The 17,279-nt window shown below is 63.3% G+C and carries 18 protein-coding genes; 3 read left to right on the forward strand and 15 right to left on the reverse strand.

Features of this window, described 5'->3' with window-relative positions; all coding sequences use genetic code 11:
• Window positions 1-66 precede the first annotated feature (66 nt).
• The 3 genes from fabI to fabA all read right to left on the reverse strand — a co-directional run bounded on the left by fabI (window position 67) and on the right by fabA (window position 2,770).
• Window positions 67-879 carry an enoyl-ACP reductase FabI gene (fabI, locus tag AC1DXM_RS14535; protein WP_203277812.1) on the reverse strand — a complete coding sequence of 271 codons (813 nt, stop codon included), beginning with the start codon at window positions 877-879 and terminating at the stop codon, window positions 67-69.
• A gap of 31 nt (window positions 880-910) precedes the next feature.
• Window positions 911-2,131: a beta-ketoacyl-ACP synthase I gene (gene fabB / locus AC1DXM_RS14540; protein ID WP_477233665.1), complete on the reverse strand. Its 1,221-nt coding sequence runs from the start codon at window positions 2,129-2,131 to the stop codon at window positions 911-913.
• Window positions 2,132-2,254: 123 nt separating this feature from the next.
• The gene (gene fabA, locus AC1DXM_RS14545; RefSeq protein ID WP_023669566.1) at window positions 2,255-2,770 is read right to left on the reverse strand and encodes a 3-hydroxyacyl-[acyl-carrier-protein] dehydratase FabA; all 516 of its coding nucleotides are present in this window, start codon (window positions 2,768-2,770) and stop codon (window positions 2,255-2,257) included.
• A gap of 242 nt (window positions 2,771-3,012) precedes the next feature.
• On the opposite strand from fabA, the gene irrA reads away from it, so the two are divergent.
• Both irrA and AC1DXM_RS14555 read left to right on the forward strand, forming a co-directional pair.
• Window positions 3,013-3,444 (forward strand): iron response transcriptional regulator IrrA, encoded by a 432-nt coding sequence (irrA, locus tag AC1DXM_RS14550; RefSeq protein WP_477233666.1) that lies wholly within the window; start codon window positions 3,013-3,015, stop codon window positions 3,442-3,444.
• Window positions 3,445-3,514: 70 nt separating this feature from the next.
• The gene (locus tag AC1DXM_RS14555) at window positions 3,515-3,874 is read left to right on the forward strand and encodes a DUF4260 domain-containing protein (RefSeq protein ID WP_477233667.1); all 360 of its coding nucleotides are present in this window, start codon (window positions 3,515-3,517) and stop codon (window positions 3,872-3,874) included.
• Between the two features lie 18 nt (window positions 3,875-3,892).
• On the opposite strand, the gene AC1DXM_RS14560 is transcribed toward AC1DXM_RS14555, so the two are convergent.
• Window positions 3,893-4,450: an SH3 domain-containing protein gene (locus tag AC1DXM_RS14560; RefSeq protein ID WP_112560553.1), complete on the reverse strand. Its 558-nt coding sequence runs from the start codon at window positions 4,448-4,450 to the stop codon at window positions 3,893-3,895.
• Between the two features lie 157 nt (window positions 4,451-4,607).
• Between AC1DXM_RS14560 and AC1DXM_RS14565 the strand changes: the two genes are divergently transcribed.
• Entirely contained in the window at window positions 4,608-5,609 is a 1,002-nt protein-coding gene (locus tag AC1DXM_RS14565) for a 2-hydroxyacid dehydrogenase (protein WP_112560544.1), read from the forward strand.
• Between the two features lie 12 nt (window positions 5,610-5,621).
• Here AC1DXM_RS14565 and AC1DXM_RS14570 read toward each other — a convergent pair whose 3' ends face one another.
• The 11 genes from AC1DXM_RS14570 to AC1DXM_RS14620 form a co-directional block, all read right to left on the reverse strand.
• The gene (locus tag AC1DXM_RS14570; protein WP_477233668.1) at window positions 5,622-6,035 is read right to left on the reverse strand and encodes an aconitase X swivel domain-containing protein; all 414 of its coding nucleotides are present in this window, start codon (window positions 6,033-6,035) and stop codon (window positions 5,622-5,624) included.
• Complete coding sequence (locus tag AC1DXM_RS14575; protein WP_477233669.1) at window positions 6,032-7,285, reverse strand: aconitase X; 1,254 nt, start codon at window positions 7,283-7,285, stop codon at window positions 6,032-6,034. The genes AC1DXM_RS14570 and AC1DXM_RS14575 overlap by 4 nt, the downstream gene beginning before the upstream one ends.
• On the reverse strand, window positions 7,282-7,770 hold the full coding sequence (locus tag AC1DXM_RS14580; RefSeq protein WP_477233670.1) for a GNAT family N-acetyltransferase: 489 nt from the start codon (window positions 7,768-7,770) through the stop codon (window positions 7,282-7,284). Before AC1DXM_RS14580 ends, AC1DXM_RS14575 begins: the two co-directional genes overlap by 4 nt.
• A gap of 4 nt (window positions 7,771-7,774) precedes the next feature.
• Entirely contained in the window at window positions 7,775-8,530 is a 756-nt protein-coding gene (locus tag AC1DXM_RS14585; RefSeq protein ID WP_477233671.1) for a molybdopterin-synthase adenylyltransferase MoeB, read from the reverse strand.
• A gap of 31 nt (window positions 8,531-8,561) precedes the next feature.
• Window positions 8,562-9,707: a DNA replication/repair protein RecF gene (gene recF / locus AC1DXM_RS14590; protein WP_477233672.1), complete on the reverse strand. Its 1,146-nt coding sequence runs from the start codon at window positions 9,705-9,707 to the stop codon at window positions 8,562-8,564.
• Window positions 9,708-9,767: 60 nt separating this feature from the next.
• A complete protein-coding gene (dnaN, locus tag AC1DXM_RS14595) occupies window positions 9,768-10,886 on the reverse strand; it encodes a DNA polymerase III subunit beta (RefSeq protein ID WP_023669575.1) in 1,119 nt (372 codons plus the stop codon).
• Between the two features lie 357 nt (window positions 10,887-11,243).
• Window positions 11,244-12,788, reverse strand: coding sequence for a chromosomal replication initiator protein DnaA (dnaA, locus tag AC1DXM_RS14600; RefSeq protein WP_477233673.1), 1,545 nt, complete (start codon window positions 12,786-12,788; stop codon window positions 11,244-11,246).
• A gap of 847 nt (window positions 12,789-13,635) precedes the next feature.
• The gene (gene rpsT / locus AC1DXM_RS14605) at window positions 13,636-13,902 is read right to left on the reverse strand and encodes a 30S ribosomal protein S20 (RefSeq protein WP_023681995.1); all 267 of its coding nucleotides are present in this window, start codon (window positions 13,900-13,902) and stop codon (window positions 13,636-13,638) included.
• Window positions 13,903-14,141: 239 nt separating this feature from the next.
• On the reverse strand, window positions 14,142-14,915 hold the full coding sequence (locus AC1DXM_RS14610) for an enoyl-CoA hydratase (protein WP_477233674.1): 774 nt from the start codon (window positions 14,913-14,915) through the stop codon (window positions 14,142-14,144).
• Window positions 14,916-15,057: 142 nt separating this feature from the next.
• A complete protein-coding gene (gene mutM, locus AC1DXM_RS14615; RefSeq protein WP_477233675.1) occupies window positions 15,058-15,948 on the reverse strand; it encodes a bifunctional DNA-formamidopyrimidine glycosylase/DNA-(apurinic or apyrimidinic site) lyase in 891 nt (296 codons plus the stop codon).
• Window positions 15,941-17,182, reverse strand: a complete 1,242-nt coding sequence (locus AC1DXM_RS14620) for a phosphopentomutase (protein WP_477233743.1) — start codon at window positions 17,180-17,182, stop codon at window positions 15,941-15,943. The genes mutM and AC1DXM_RS14620 overlap by 8 nt, the downstream gene beginning before the upstream one ends.
• Window positions 17,183-17,279 lie beyond the last annotated feature (97 nt).

The raw sequence follows: 17,279 nt of genomic DNA on the forward strand, positions 1-17,279 counted from the left end.
GTTTGTCCAGAGACCATGCTTAACCAAAAGAGATAGAGCCCCGATTTCATCGGGATGGAACAGGCTCTAATCGCGTCCGCTGTCGGTCTGCTTCAATTCATCCAGTGTTGGCATGGACACGATGTGATAGCCGGAATCGACATAATGAATCTCGCCGGTGACGCCTGACGAGAGGTCGGACAAAAGATAGAGCGCCGAGCCGCCGACCTCATCGATGGTCACTGTGCGGCGCAGCGGCGAGTTGCGCTGCTGGTAGGAATACATGTGCCGCGCGTCCGAAATCCCGGCACCTGCCAGCGTACGCACCGGCCCCGCCGATATGCCGTTCACCCTGATGCCGCGCGGGCCGTAATCATTGGCGAGATAACGCACGCTAGCCTCGAGCCCGGCCTTGGCGACGCCCATGACGTTGTAGTTCGGCATCACGCGGACGGAGCCGGCATAGGTCAGCGTGATCATCGCGCCGCCATCGCTCATCAGCGGGGCGGCATGGCGGGCAATCTCGGTGAACGAATAGCAGGAGATGACCATGGTGCGGACGAAATTGTCGCGGCTGGTATCGGCGTAGAGCCCCTTGAGCTCGTTCTTGTCGGAAAAGCCGATGGCGTGGACGACGAAGTCGAGCCCGCCCCATTCCTTGCCGAGCGTCTCGAAGGTGGCCGCAACCGAGGCGCTGTCCTCGACGTCACAGGGCACGACCAGCGACGCCCCGAGCTTTTCGGCGAGCGGCTTGACGCGGCGTCCGAAGGCATCGCCCTGATAGGTAAAGGCGAGCTCCGCCCCATGCTCGGACAATTTCTTGGCGATGCCCCAGGCGATCGAATGATCGTTGGCGACGCCCATGACAAGCCCGCGCTTGCCCTTCATCAGTCCGTCCATGGCCGGCAATCCTTATATAAAAGCGCTGGCCTTATGCGGAATAGCGCTGGAAAACGAGCGTTGCGTTGGTTCCACCGAAACCGAACGAATTGGACAAAACCGTGTCGATCCTGGCGTCGTCGATACGCTTGCGCACGATCGGCATGCCCTCGAATTCCGGATCGAGGTTTTCGATGTGGGCGCTTTCGCCGATGAAGCCGCCCTGCATCATCAGGATCGAATAGATCGATTCCTGCACGCCGGCCGCACCCAGCGAATGGCCGGTCAGCGACTTGGTCGAGGTGATGAAGGGCATCTTGTCGCCGAACACCTCGCGGATGGCGCCCATCTCCTTGGAATCGCCGACCGGCGTCGAGGTGCCGTGGGTGTTGATGTAGTCGACCGGCGTCGACACCGTCGCCAGCGCCTGGCGCATGCAGCGCACCGCGCCTTCGCCGGACGGCGCCACCATGTCGTAGCCATCCGACGTCGCGCCGTAGCCGACGATCTCGGCATAGATCTTGGCGCCGCGAGCCTTGGCGTGTTCGAGTTCCTCCAGGATGAGGACGCCCGCGCCGCCGGCGATGACGAAACCGTCGCGATTGGCGTCGTACGCGCGGGACGCCGTTGACGCCTTGTCGTTATACTTCGACGACATCGCGCCCATGGCGTCGAACAGGTCCGACATCGTCCAGTCGAGGTCTTCATGGCCGCCGGCAAACATCACATCCTGCTTGCCCCACTGGATCAGCTCGTAGGCATTGCCGATGCAATGCGCGGAGGTCGAGCACGCCGACGAGATCGAATAATTGACACCGTGGATCTTGAACCAGGTGGCGAGCGTCGCCGATGCGGTTGACGACATCGCCTTCGGCACCGCGAAAGGACCGATGCGCTTGGGGCTGTTGTTCTTGAGCGTGATCTCGGCCGCCTCGACGATGGTGCGGGTGGACGGACCGCCCGATCCCATGACGATGCCGGTGCGCTCATTGGTGATGTCGCTTTCGCCAAGGCCGGCGTCGGCGATGGCCTGGTCCATGGCGACATGATTCCAGGCTGCACCCTGGCTCAGGAAGCGCATGGCGCGACGGTCGATCATGGCTGACGGGTCGAGCGTCGGTGCGCCCCAGACCTGGCAGCGGAAGCCGTGTTCGGCGAAGGAATCGGAGAAGCTGATGCCGGATTTGGCATCGTAGAGCGAGGATTGCACCTCGTTGGCATTGTTGCCGATCGACGATACGATGCCGAGGCCTGTGACGACGACCCTTCTCATTCGCAACTCCTTCCAGCGGATGATCCCGAAACGTAGCCGGTTTTGGCCAGCGATCATACGCAAAATCAAAATGCTGCAGCGTCATTGCGCGTTCCGGGAAACGCCCTGCTGCAGTGGCGCCGGTCAGGCGGCCGATTGCTTGGACAGCCCCACCTTGAGGTCTGTCGCCGCGTATATGGGTTCGCCGTCGGCCTTAAGCCAGCCATCGGCAATGCCGAGTACCAGGCGCCCGCGCATGACGCGCTTGAAATCAATGCCGTATTCGACCTTCTTGACCGATGGCGTCACCATGCCCTTGAACTTCACTTCGCCGGTCGACAGCGCCATGCCCTTGCCCGGTTCGCCGAGCCAGCCGAGGTAGAACCCCGTCAATTGCCACATGGCGTCGAGGCCGAGGCAACCCGGCATGATCGGATTGCCGATGAAATGGCAGGCGAAGAACCACAGGTCCGGCTTGATGTCGAATTCGGCGCGGATGAAGCCCTTGTCGTGGGCGCCGCCGGTCTCGCTGATCTCGGTGATGCGGTCGAACATCAGCATCGGCGGGTAGGGCAACTGGGCGTTGCCGGGCCCGAACAGCTCGCCGCGGGCACAGGCCAGCAATTCCTCATAACCGTAGCTGGATTTCGAACCCGCCATCAATCTCGTCCCCATAATAGTCCCGGGCGGTGGGCGCCCTTGTCGTTGGTTTCCTAACACAATCCATTTCGAGCCGGAAACCGGCGTTTGCGCTTAACCCGCCCGTCTGCCCGGGTCAATGCGCGCTATTGATCGCATTCGGCCAACAGAATATATGTCGAGAGGTGTCCAGTTTCGGCCGATGACGTTTTTTCGCCACTCTGGGGGTGTCTTGAGGCGGAACTGTGGGCTTGGACGAATAGATGGATCTGGGCTGCCGGAAGGAAAATGTCGCTGTGGACAAGCGGGTTCGCGAAGCCGGCCTAAGGCCGACGCGCCAGCGCATTGCGCTGGCCGATCTGCTTTTTGCCAAAGGCGACCGCCACCTTTCGGCCGAGGAACTGCATGAGGAGGCGATCGCCGCCGGCGTGCCGGTCTCGCTTGCCACCGTCTACAACGCCCTTCACCAGTTCACCCAGGCCGGCCTGCTGCGCATCCTCGCGGTCGAGGGGTCGAAGACCTATTTCGACACCAACACCTCCGATCACCATCATTTCTACATCGAAGGCGAAAACCGGATTTTCGACATCGAAAGCGGTCCGGTGACCGTCTCCAACCTGCCGGAGCCACCCGCGGGCATGGAGATCGCCAATGTCGACATCGTGGTGCGGCTGCGCCCGAAGCGCGGCATCTGAGCAATTCCAGGAAAAGTGTGAAACGGTTTTCCGTCCGGAATTGCGTAGAACAGAATAGAATAGCACATCAATGAAACCGGTCGATCTGGTGATCCGGCTCGAATGGGCCGCCGTCGCGGTGGTGGGCATCGTCCTTTACGCGCTGTCGGGTACTTCCTGGTGGCTGTTTGCCCTGCTCATCCTGGCGCCTGACCTGTCGATGCTGGGCTATCTCGCCGGGCCGCGCGTTGGCGCTGTCGCTTACAACGCTTTGCATATCCTGATTGTCCCGCTTTTCCTGGCGCTCGCCGGATACGTCCTGGCCAATTCCATGGCAACGGCAATCGGGCTGATCTGGATCACCCACATCGCGGTCGACCGTGCACTCGGCTATGGCCTCAAGCTGTCGAGCGGCTTCCAGGACACCCATCTCGGCCGCATCGGCCGCTAGCCGGCCTTTCCAGCAATCTCAGTTCTTGACGTGCTCGCCGGGATAGGCGCCCCAGACCTGCGACTGGGCGATCCAGCCGGTGTGGCCGTCGAAGGTCATCTCGCACCACTGGCCATCGCAGGTTTTGATCGTGCCAGTCACGCCCGGCTCGATGATGGCGACGACGCTGGCGTCCTTGTCCGCATCGTCGAGCAGATTGATTCGGCCACCTTTGCTTCGCTGCCAGGGTGCGACGATCGCGGTGCGGCGGCCTGACAACAGCGACTGGTTGATCCAGCCCTCCGAGCCATCGGCGTCGCGCACGCGCCTCCAAGTGTCGAATTCCTGGATGATTTCCATAGGCAGGCCGGCCTTGGTATACATCCAGTCGACGGAATAGTTGGCGCCCGGGCCGACGCGTGAGTTGACGCGGGCCGATTTCAGGCTGACGAAACGCGGCAGCGGCAGGCCGCTCGGCCCAAGCGTCACCGTCTGCGCAGGTGCGGCAGCACCTTGCGCCGCGGCTTGCGGGGAATGCAGGAGAGCGCCGAGAAGCGCTGCGCTGAGGACCAGGCGAAGCGACGCGAAACCAGACACTTTCGTTCCTTTCGGCGCCTGCCCTTTGGTCACGGCGCCCCTTTTTCTTTGTCTTCGGCGGCACCGCTTGTTACAGGAGTGGCAGGCACCGCGACCGGTATTCAGTTTCGCCTGTCTTGGTTAAAGAGGTCTCAACGAGATCGGGTTCGAGGAAACAATGGCAGGCAAAAAACGGCCTCTCGTCGTCATCACGCGCAAGCTCCCTGATCCGGTCGAGACCCGCATGCGCGAACTCTTCGACGCCAGGCTGAATGTCGAGGACAGGCCGATGACGCAGCCGGAGCTGGTTGCGGCGGTCAAGGAAGCGGACGTGCTGGTGCCGACCATAACTGACCAGATCGACGCCGCGCTGATTGCCCAGGCCGGCGACAATCTCAAGCTGATCGCCAATTTCGGCAATGGTGTCGACAAGATCGACGTGGAGGCGGCAGCCAAGAAAGGCATCACCGTCACCAACACGCCGAACGTGCTGACCGAAGACACCGCCGATATGACCATGGCGCTGATGCTGGCGGTGCCGCGGCGGCTGGCGGAAGGCGCCAATGTCCTGACCAGCGACAAGAAGTGGGCCGGTTGGTCGCCGACCTGGATGCTCGGGCGGCGCATCTGGGGCAAGCGCCTCGGCATTGTCGGCATGGGCCGCATCGGCACCGCGGTCGCCCGGCGCGCCAAGGCTTTCGGCCTGTCGATCCACTATCACAACCGCCATCGCGTACTGCCGGCGGTCGAGGAAGGGCTGGAGGCCACCTATTGGGAAAGCCTCGACCAGATGCTTGCCCGCATGGACATTATCTCGGTCAATTGCCCGTCGACGCCAGCCACCTTTCATTTGCTGTCAGCGCGGCGGCTGGCGCTGCTGCAACCCACCGCTTACATCGTGAACACCGCGCGCGGCGACATCATCGACGAGGAGTCTCTGGTCAAGCTGATCCAGGACGGCAAGATCGCCGGCGCCGGCCTCGACGTCTACGAGCACGAGCCGGCGCTGAACTCGAAGCTGCTGAAGCTCGCCGCCAAGAACAAGGTGGTGCTGTTGCCGCATATGGGCTCGGCGACACTCGAAGGCCGCATCGACATGGGCGAGAGGGTGATCATCAATATACGCGCCTTCTTCGACGGCCACCGTCCGCCGGACCGCGTGCTGCCGCTCAGGACCTGAAGTCGACGGCGTTCAGATGGTGATTGTAAGAGCGCCGTCGTCAGCGACGCTCACCCGCTTTCCACGGTAGGCCGCGAACGCACCGCGCTCCAGCCTGAGCGCCACCGGCGTCCGCCAGCCCATTTCCCTGGCCACGATCAACCCGAGCAGCAGGATCGCGTCCGGCTCGTGCAGCACGAGTGCTGCCGGCGCATTGCCGTTGTGGACGAGCTCCATCAGCACGGCGGAGGCGGAGGACGAACCGATCGTACCGGGCAGGAACAGCACGCGGCCGGCAATGGTCTCGCCATGCTGCGGGTGGCGGACATCGGCGATGCGGCCGCTCTTCGGATCGACGCCGCCCCAGAAGCTGATCGGCGCGGTCAGCACCAGTGCCTCGCCTTCGCCGGCTCGACCCGGCACCAGGATTTCGGCCAAGGCGCTCATGCGGCAATATCCGTAAAGCACGGCTTACCGATGACGGCGCTTTCCACGCAGTCGGCCAGCGATGCGTAAAGCACGGCGTAGCCGGTATTGCCCGGCGCATATTGCGCGAATTTTCCCGAATTGGTCATCAGCACGCCGCCGGCAAGATCCGGCAGGATCGGCGTCACCACAACACAAGTGTCGGCGACGATGACCACGCCGCTCGCCTCGAGCGTCTTGCGCCGGCCGCTTTGTTCGAGCGTCGTGAGCACATGGCGGCCGGTGCAGGCGTAAATCGGCACGTGAAGCCGCCGCCCAGCGATCAACTGCTCCAGCGCATCGAATTCGGCCGAAGACAAATGCGGACTGCCGATCGCCACCGCATCGATGGCGGTTTGAGTGATTGCGGTGGACAGGCCGGCGCGGGCCTTCGCGGCCATGTCCGGCGTGACGTGGATCACCGTTTCCGGCCTGCCGCCGGCCAGGATGGTCTCGGCGTCGGGTGCCTCAGGCGTGACGCCGGCAATGTGGAAGAGACCGACTGCGCCTGACGATGCCGCCGCCGCGCCGAAGGCTTTCATCGCGTCCTCACCGGGATGGCGGGATACGCCGGTGACGACGCCGACGGCATTGCCGGCCTCGCGGCCATAGAGGCTGCCCAGCACCGGCCAGGCGATTTCCGAGCCAAGGAAGGAGGCGGAGAGGCCTGAAACATCGAACACCAGCCGCGCCTGCCGGTTCTCGACGCGGTGCAGGCCGTAATCCGGCGCCCGTCCCGATATGGCGCAAGCAATGTCCAAAAAGTCGCCATAACGGTTGGTGCGCGCGCCGAGCACCGAATTGCAGAACACCACGGCGTTGGATTCACCCCAGGCGACGTCAGTGCCCTGGGCTGGCCTGTGGCCGGCCTGATAGGGTGCGCAGGTCCAGCTCTGCTCGCAGCCCAGCTTGCGGTAGGCCTCCATCATCCGCCGCGCCATGCCGCGCGCCGGCTCTTCGAGGCGCACGCGCGAGCAGCCCATCAAATCGAGGGCGCCGACATTGAGCGTCGAGCGCACGGCAACGCGCGCGCCGCCCTCGACCAGCCTTTCGGCGAACAGCGTGCCGGAATCACCGTGATAGAGCGCGCCGTCTATATGCGCTGAGGCGATCGGGATCAGCCGCGGCGCGCCAAGCAGCGCAGCGCTTTCGGCAACGATGCGCATCGCCATCGCCGCCCCATCATGGCCGGAGGCGATTGCCTGCTCCTGCGCACTGAGGGCGAGGCTCACTTGAGCTCCTTGCGCATGGTGATCGAAGTCGGCCGGTCATAGCCCTGATGCGCGGTGCGCGCGATTTCGTAAAAGCCGAGACGGGCAAAGGTCGCGTGATTTGCCGTAAGTTCGATCCGTGTCTGAAGTTCGATGGCTGGCTTGTTGCGGCTGCGGGCAAAATCCTCGACAGCCTGCATCAATTGCCTGCCGATGCCTTGTCCCTGAAGCTCAGCCTCGACTGCGAGTTTGCCGACATAGAAATCGGCAGTCCTCTCCAGCGCGAAGATGCAGCCGGCAATCCGAACGCCCTGTAGAGCCAGGAATACCGTTTCCAGGTCAGCCTTGTCCCTGAGGCTTTCGACGCTCAGCAGATGCGCCGAGGATGGCGGGTCGATGACGCCGTCCATCGACGCAAAGGCCCGCATGATCAGGCTGAGCAGCTCGTCCCAGCGATCGAAGCCCGGAGCAAGCTGCGTGACCAAAACGCCGGCGGACTGATCCATGCGCTCAGTTTCTCTTGTAGCGGATGGTGTCGAAGCGCGCCGACAGCGCATCGTAGAGCAGCAGCCGGCCGACCAGCGGCTCGCCGATGCCGGTGATCAGCTTGATCGCTTCCATCGCCTGCAGCGTGCCGATGACGCCGGTCAGCGCGCCGATGACGCCGGCCACCGCGCAGGACGGCACCAACCCTTCCGGCGGCGCCTCGGGAAAGAGGTCGCGATAGCTTGGGTTCGGTTTGCCGTCGGCGCCGGTCTCGAACGGTATGAGCACCGTCACCGAGCCGTCGAAGCGGCCGACGGCGGCGTGCACCAGCGGCCGCTTTTCCGCCGCGCAGGCATCGGCCACGACATAGCGCGTCTCGAAATTGTCGGAGCCATCGACGACGATGTCGTAGCGCGCGATGAGCGCAGCGGCGTTCTCGGCCGTCAGCCTGAATTCGTGCTGTTCGACAGCGACATGGGGATTGATACGGGCGATCGCCGCCTTGGCGCTTCCGGTCTTTGCGGTGCCGACCGTGTCGGTGGCATGGATCACCTGCCGCTGCAAATTTGACAGCGAGACGATGTCGTCGTCGACAATACCGAGCGTGCCGACGCCGGCGGCAGCAAGATACTCCAGCACCGGCGCGCCGAGCCCGCCGGCGCCGATGACCAGCACCCGGGCCCGCTTCAGCCTCTGCTGGCCGGCGCCGCCGATCTCAGGCAGCACGATGTGGCGGGCGTAACGCTCGAGTTCTTCGTCGGTGAGGGCGGCAGGGGTCATTGCCGAACCTTATAGCGAGCAAAAAACCTTGTCAGGTGTCTTTGGTTGGCCCAACCGTGCCGTGATCAACGGTGAGGAACTGTGCGCGGCCTTTCAGGCTGGAAAACAGCGCGGCGTCGGTCCCGGTCATGAAGGCCTGGCAGTTCAATTCTTCCAGGATCGAGAACAGCGCGGCGCGCCGGCCGGCGTCGAGATGGGCGGCGATCTCGTCGAGCAGCAGGATCGGCGTCATTCCCGACATTTCGCCGGTCAGCCTTGCATGCGACAAAACGATGCCGACCAGCAGCGCCTTCTGCTCGCCGGTCGAGCAGAGTTCGGCCGGCATCGCCTTGGGGCGGTGGCGCACGAGAAGATCCGAACGGTGCGGACCGTCCAGCGTGCGTCCGGCAGCGCGGTCGCGCTCGCGGCCTTCGGCGAGGGCGGCGCGATAGCGTTCCTCGACGTCGACCGCTGGCGAAGTGGCCACATCGCTTTCCAGGTCGCCGAACAGGCTGATATCGGCTTGCGGAAACGGCCCGCTGGACGGCAGCCTGTCGATCATGGCGGCGAGCAGGCGCACCAGTTCGGCGCGCGCCGCGGCGATCGCCACGCCGGTCTCGGCCATCTGCATCTCGATGGCATCGAACCAGGCGCTGTCGCGCGAGCCTTCCGTAAGCAATCGGTTACGTCCGCGCATCGCCTTCTCATAGTCGTGCGCGCGCTGGCCGTGGCCGGGATCGATCGCCAGCACCAGCCGGTCGAGAAAGCGCCGGCGGTCGGAGGCGGGTCCCGGGAACAGGCCGTCCATGGCCGGCGTCAGCCAGACGACGCGCAGCCATTCGAGCATGGCATCGGCCGAACGCGCCGGCGCGCCATTGATGCGCACCTTGCGGCCGCCCTCACCGGCCGCTTCGCCCCCGGTGATGCCGGTGCCGATCTCGACCTGGCCCTCCGGTCCGTCGAGCCTTGCATGCAGCGCAAAGCCACCATCGCCGCCTTCGCGGGCCACGTCGGCATAGGGCGCGCGGCGCAGGCCGCGGCCGGGCGTCAAGAGGGAGATGGCTTCCAGGAGATTGGTCTTGCCGGCGCCATTGTCGCCGGAAAACACCACGGCGCCTGGGGAAAGGCCGATCGACAACGCCGCATAGTTGCGGAAGTTCGTAAGTGTAAGCTTACTTATATGGCTTTGCTGGGGCAACCGCTATCCGCCTGTAGAAGTCGCCGCAATCGTCACGCCGAAAGGTTTGCCGCAGCGCAGCTACACCCGCATCGGCATCAGCACGTAGAGCGCGGTTTCGTCGGCCATGTCGTGGATCAGCGTCGGCGAACCGGCATCGGCCAGCATGAATTTCGCTTCCGTGCCGGTCAGTTGAGCAGCGACGTCGAGCAGATATTTGGCGTTGAAGCCGATCTCGATCGGATCGGACGAGTAATCGGCGGCCAATTCCTCGGTGGCGCTGCCCGAATCCGGATTGTTGACGGCTAGCGTCACCTGGCCTTCGGTGATCGAAAGCTTCACCGCGCGGCCACGCTCGGAGGAAATGGTCGAGACACGGTCGACGGCGGCGGCAAAGCTCTGGCGATCAATGATCAGCTTCTTGTCGTTGCCGGTCGGAATGACCCGCTGATAGTCCGGGAAGGTGCCGTCGATCAGCTTCGAGGTCAAAACCACGCTGCCGATGGTGAAGCGGATCTTGGTGTCGGACAATTCGGTGGTGACAGCGACATCCGGATCATCGACCAGCTTCTGCAGCTCGCTGACCGTCTTGCGCGGAATGATGATGCCCGGCATGCCTTCGGAACCCGCTGGGGCGTCGATCTCTGCGCGCGCCAGGCGGTGGCCGTCGGTCGCCACGGAGCGCAGCTTCAGCTTGCCGCCGGTCTCATGCGTGTGCAGGTAGATGCCGTTCAGATAGTAGCGCGTCTCCTCGGTGGAAATGGCGAACTGCGTCTTCTCGATCAGGCCTCTCAAGGCGACGGAATCGAGCCGGAAGATGTGCGAAAACGACCCGGCCGAAAGCTCGGGGAAATCGGACTGTGGCAGGCACTGCAGACGAAAGCTCGAGCGCCCCGACGTCACCGTCATGGCATTGCCGTCCTCGTCGGTCTTCAGCATTACCTCGGCGCCGTCGGCGAGCTTGCGCACGATGTCGTAGAGCAGGTGCGCCGGAACCGTCGTCGCCCCGCCGCGCTCCACCTTTGCGGGTGTCGCTTCGGTCACTTCGAGGTCGAGGTCGGTGGCTTTCATTTCAAGGCTGGCGCCCTCGGCGCTGAGCAGCACGTTCGACAGGATCGGTATGGTGTTGCGCCGTTCGACCACGCGATGAACATGGTTGAGCGACTTCAGGAGATTTGACCGTTCCAGGATAACACGCATGACGAAACAGGCTCGCTTGAATGAATGAACGGGTCACCAGTGGGCGGCGTCCCGCGAAAGGTCTGAACAGGCTCAGAATCTATGCAAACTGACAGGAAAAAGCCGTTAAACGCAAGCCCGCGCCACCGGTTCGCGCCGGTTACGCGGGCTTTCTGGGGATAAAGCGGGCAATGGCCGCCAACCTATGCATGTCGCCCAAAAGTGCGCAGCGGTTTTGGGACAACGACATGCATCAAAAAGGACTATGTCGCCCAAAAGTGCGCAGCGGTTTTGGGACAACGACATGCATCAAAACAAGAAATTTAAAGCGCGCCGACCGAATATTCCAAACCCGGCGCGCTCCGTTTGCCTCGCCGCTCAGGCCTGGTCGTTGATCAGCCTGCGCAACAGTTCCAGCTCCTGCGCCAGCGTATTGTCGACGCCGGAAAGGTCCTCGATCTTTCGCACGGCATGCAGCACCGTGGTGTGATCGCGACCGCCGAAACGCCTGCCGATCTCCGGCAGCGAACGCGGCGTCATCACCTTCGACAGGTACATGGCGACCTGCCGCGGCTTGACGATGGTGCGCGTGCGCCGGTTCGACAGAAGCTCTGTCTTCGACACATTGTAGTGGCGCGCCACGATGCGCTGGATGTCCTCGATGCGCACCCGCTTCGGCTCGCCCGAGCGATAGATGTGGCCGAGGATCTCGTCGATGCGGTCGATGGTGATCGCCGGCTCGAACGACTGACGGAACAGAAGCTGGTTGAACGCACCTTCCAGTTCACGCCCGCTCCCGGTCACGGTGCGGGCGACGTGGTTGAGGATTTCCTCCGAAATATCGAGCGACGCATCGTCGACCTTGGCCGTGGCAAGCCGCAGCTTGAGCATGCCGATGCGCATGGCGAAGTCCGGCGCCGACATTTCGAGCGCGACGCCGCCATTGAGGCGCGAGCGCACGCGCGGCTCCAGCGATTCCAGTTCCGACGGCGGCCTGTCGGCGGCAACCACCACCTGCTTGGCGCTGTCGAGCAGCATGTTGATGAGATGGCAGAATTCATGCTGGATCGACTTGCCCTGCAGGAACTGCATGTCGTCGATGATCAACAGGTCGATGTCGCGCAGCTGTTCCTTCAGCGTCAGCGCATTGTTGTCGCGGATCGCGGTGGCGAAGCGCCACATGAAATATTCGGCCGTCAGGTAGACGACGCGCGACTTCGGGTTCTGTTTGAGCGACTCGGCCGCGATCGCCTGCAAAAGGTGGGTCTTGCCGAGGCCGACGGTGGCATGGAGGAACAGCGGGTTGAAGCGCACCGCGCTCGACTGCGATTCCGCCACGGCTTTGGCGGCAGCGAAGGCCACCCGGTTCGACGGGCCTTCAATAAAGGAGCCGAACGTGTAGCGCGGATCGAGCGGCGACCCCAGCACATTGTGCCGGAACTCGGCCTCGATCGGCGTGCCGGGGCGAGGGGCGGGCGCCCGCTCCACCCGGCCTGGACCCGCCGTGCCGGCCGCCAGTGCGGTCTGGGTCTGCTTGGTCATCTTGCGCGCAGGCACGGCTTCGGGCTCGACACCATTGCGGGCCGGACGGGTCGCGGTGCGCACGACGATCTCGATCTTCAGGACCTCGGGGTCTTCGTGCTTCCACAGGTCGGCGATGAGATCGAGATAGTGACCATTGATCCACGAGCGCAGGAAGGCCGTGGGCACAGAGATGCGTACAATGCCCCGGGAAGCCTCCGCCACCTTCATCCGACCGAACCAGCTCGAATAGACCTCGGTTCCCAGACGCGCCTTCAACTGGGCCTTGACCCGGTCGAACTTCTGTTCCGCGTCGCTGGAAGCCGCCACGTCGTGCGCTCCGACCAATGTTCCAGGAAATGGCAGGTCGCCCGAAAGCTCCCGCTCGATGCCGCTCTGCATGATGATTGCGTCCCTTTTCCTCTGTACCTTTTTCCGCCGGGAGTGCGCCTCCTGCACCCATGTTTCCGACGACCGTATCTTCGCTACAACACCACCGCCGCCGCCGGCGTTGACGTTGCCTCATCAGCAAGGGATCGGTCCCGGCTGCTTAAAGCCAGTCCGTCTGACATGTTCGGGCAAAGCAACACCACCCGGCGAAAACGCCGGTGCGCCATCGACCTGCCATGTACAAATTACGCCAGTCCCCTACCGCATCGAAAAGACAAACCATACCCGTTCACGGAATTGATCCGCGTCATGAATTCTGCCGCTGTGAGCTGGCCGATTCAGGCTGAGTTATGGGCTAACGGCCCGTCCCTTTCGATAGATCGACATTACCGAAATCGCTGTGGATAGGGCAAGGCCACGTCTAACGGATTTTTAAGGAATCTGGTTACTGATGAAGGGTTCGGGTCCCGTCCTGGAACCATAGATTTTGACAAAGCCATTGTGATTCAAACCCTTTTGCCGCGAATATGAAAATGGCTGTGCGGTTTGAAATTTTCTGAAATAATTCGCTTGACACCAACTTGCCGCCTGTCGCCCACAGGCGATGTGAACAAGCTGTGGATCACCGACTGCAAGTCATTGAAAAATATCAGTAATTTGTGACAGTCAAATTTATTGGCGCGGGCCGTTTCGGCGGATTGGAATATAAGTGGGAGTGTATGTGCCGGCAAAGCATTCCGAACTCTGGAATGCGGGCCGGGCACGCTTTGCGGGCGTTCTTTTTAAGTGCTTGCCGGCAAACGAAAAAACCCGGCGCGATCGGCCGGGTTTAAAAGAACGACAGTTCAGGAACGGTCGATCAGGCCGACAGCACCTTGAGGCGGTGAGCCAGACGCGACACCTTGCGCGATGCCGTATTCTTGTGGATCACGCCCTTGGTCGCGGCGCGCATCAATTCCGGCTCTGCGGTCTTGAAGGCTTCCAGCGCGGCTGCCTTGTCGCCGGCAGCCAGTGCCTCTTCGACCTGGCGGACATAGGTACGCACGCGCGAGCGGCGGTTCTTGTTGATCGCTGCGCGGCGGGCGATCTTGCGCGTTGCCTTTTTGGCCGAGGAGGTATTGGCCATGGTGCCTCTCTTCTGATCTGGTGAGCGCATGCGGCATGCCGCAGGGCGCAAAAAACAAACGGGCAGCCAACGGCCGCCTCGGTTGGAGCGGCTTATAGTTCAGCTTTCCCGGCACGTCAACGCCGCTTTGGCTTCTTTTTGGCCTCCGCCGCCAGAGCCTGATGCCGAAAGGTGTGAAGCCGTTTTTCTCGGACGAACGGAAACCGTTTGTCGCGGCATCATGCTCTAACGCGTTGACGCTAGCGGTTGGTGAAATTCGGCTTCCGTTTCTCGGCAAAGGCCGCCATGCCTTCCTTCTGGTCGTCGAGCGCAAACAGCGAGTGAAACAGCCGGCGTTCGAAGCGTAACCCCTCGGCCAGCGTCGTCTCGTAGGCGCGGTTGACGGCCTCCTTGGCCATCATCACCGAGGGCAGCGAAAATTCAGCGATCCTGGCTGCGGTCTTCAGCGCTTCGTCGACCAGTTCCCCAGCCGGCACGACGCGCGACGCCAGGCCGCTCCGCTCGGCCTCCGCGGCATCCATCATCCGTCCGGTAAGGCACATGTCCATCGCCTTCGACTTGCCGACAAAGCGGGTTAGCCGTTGCGATCCGCCCATGCCGGGAATGACGCCGAGCGTTATTTCCGGCTGGCCGAATTTTGCCGTGTCGGCGGCAATGATGAAATCGCACATCATCGCCAGCTCACAGCCGCCGCCCAGCGCATAGCCGGCGACCGCCGCGATCATCGGCTTGCGCGTGCGTGTGAATTCCTCCCAGCCGACGAAAAGATCCCGGACATAGGCGTCGGCGTAGGCGATGGTCTGCATTTCCTTGATGTCGGCGCCCGCCGCAAAGGCCCTCTCGGAACCGGTGATGACCATGGCGCCGATGCCCGGATCGGCATCGAACCCCTTTGCTGCCACCAATATGTCCGCCAGCACCTGGGCATTCAGCGCGTTGAGCGCCTTGGGCCGGTTCAGCGTGATCAGGCCGACCTTGCCGCGCGTCTCCACGATGATGGTTTCATAGCTCATGGGCTGGCCTCCTCGTTCCGGCATTGAAGCGATCGGTCTAGAGCAATTCCAGGAAAAGTGTGAGCGGTTTTCCCTCCGGAATTGCGTCAAAACAATAGCTAGAACGGGTCGCCGTTTCCGTGAAACGGTGAGCCGCTCTAGTTCACCGCTGACAGGTCCGGCAATAGAAGGTCGAGCGGCCGCTTTGCACGACGCGCTCGATATGGCCGCGGCAGCCGGGCGTCGGGCAGGGCTCGCCCTCGCGATCGTAGACCGCGAAGGAATGCTGGAAATAGCCCAGCGACCCGTCTGTGTGCACATAGTCGCGCAGCGACGACCCGCCGGCGGCGATCGCGTCGGCAATCACTGAACGGATCGCTTCCGCCAATCGTTCGCTCTGTTCCTTGGCCTTCTTGCCGGTCCCGGCGATGGTGCCTGCCTCGCGCAATGGCGACAGGCCGGCGCGCCACAGCGCCTCCGACACATAAATGTTGCCGAGCCCGGCGATCAGCTTCTGGTCGAGCAGCGCCGCCTTCAACGGCGATCTGCGGCCCTTCAGCCGCGAGGCGAGCAGGGCGCCGTCCAGCGCGTTGCCGGTCGGCTCGACGCCCAGCCCCGCCAGCATCGGATGCGCGTCGGCCAGCCCTTCCGCAAACAGCATGAAGCCGAAGCGGCGCGGGTCGTTGAAGACCACGCGAGATGGGACGCCGGCTGGCGATACGAGGTGGAACACGACATGGTCGTGCTTGGCATCCTTCGAGCGCTCGTGGTGGAACTTGCCTGGCGTCGCGCTGTCATCAGCGGTTTCGATACGGAACGAGCCCGACATGCCGAGATGGCAGATCAGAACCGGACCGCCGTCCAGATGCATGGTCAGATATTTGGCGCGGCGGCCAAGCGCGGTGATGGTCTTGCCGGTCAGCCGCTGCGCAAATTTCGCCGGAAACGGAAATCTGAGATCGGGCCGGCGTGCCTCGACGCGCACGATGCGCGCGCCTTCCAGAACCGGCTGAAGGCCACGCCGGACCGTTTCGACCTCGGGCAACTCAGGCATGGCTGCCTATCGTCGCATGGAAGGAGGTACCGTGTCGGCCTTGCCCCAGCGCGAGGTGTTCGGCCACGGTTTCACCGATATCGGCGAAGGTGGTCCTGAGCCCGATGTCGCCGCCCGCGAGACCCGGTGCGGTGCCGATGACCGGAATGCGTTCACGCGTGTGGTCGGTGCCGCGCCATGTCGGGTCGTTGCCGTGGTCGGCGGTGAGGATGAGCAGATCGCCCGGCTTCAGTTTCACCAGCGCCTCGGGCAGCCGGCGGTCGAAGGCTTCGAGCGCCGCCGCATAGCCGGCGACGTCGCGACGGTGGCCGAATTCGGTGTCGAAGTCGACGAAATTGGCGAACACCAGGTCGCCGTCGCCGGCATCGTCCATCGCGCCCAGCGCCTTGTCGAACATTGCCATGTTACCGGGCGCCTTGCGCACTTCCGAGATGCCGCGGTGGGCGAAGATGTCGCCGATCTTGCCGACCGCGATCACCCGGCTGCCGCGCCCGGTCAAGCGATCGAGCAGCGTCGGCTCAGGCGGCGGCACGGCGTAGTCATGGCGGTTGTAGGTGCGCTCGAAGGTGGCGGATGTTTCGCCAAGGAAGGGCCGCGCGATCACCCGTCCGATTTTCAGCGGGTCGACCAGCCGGCGCACCGTCTTGCAGAACTCGTAGAGACGCTCCAAGCCGAAATGCACCTCGTGCGCTGCTATCTGCAGGACGGAATCGACCGAGGTGTAGCAGATCGGCTTGCCGGTGCGGATATGCTCCTCGCCGAAGCGCTCGATGATCTCAGTGCCCGGCGCATGGCAATTGCCGAGAATGCCCGGCACCTTGCCCTCGCGGATCATCGCTTCGGTCAGTTCGGCAGGGAAGGCGGGCGCCGTATCGGGGAAATAGCCCCAGTCGAAGCGCACCGGCAGGCCGGCGATTTCCCAGTGGCCCGACGGCGTATCCTTGCCGCTCGAGATCTCCTGCGCGGCGCCGTGGAAGGCGGAGGCCGAAACAGCGTCGGCCGTGCTGTCGAACCGGAAGCCGGTCGCAGTGTGCGCGGCGCGGGCTAGACCGAGTGAAACCATGTTGGGCACCAGAAGCGGTCCCTTGCGCAGGCCTTCGCGATCGGCGCGGCCTTCCGCGCAGGCCTGGGCGATATGTCCGAATGTGTTCGACCCGGCGTCGCCATAGCGTTCGGCATCGGCGGCGCCGCCAATGCCGAAAGAATCGAGAACGAAGAGGAAAGCGCGCGCCATCGGTGCCGTCATTGCCAGTCTGGGGGACCAGACATAAGGTCCCGTCGCGGCATTGGCAAATCGGAAACCAGGCGGCAACGGCTTGGCGCAATAGTCG

Source organism: Mesorhizobium sp. P3_A2, assembly GCF_056403115.1.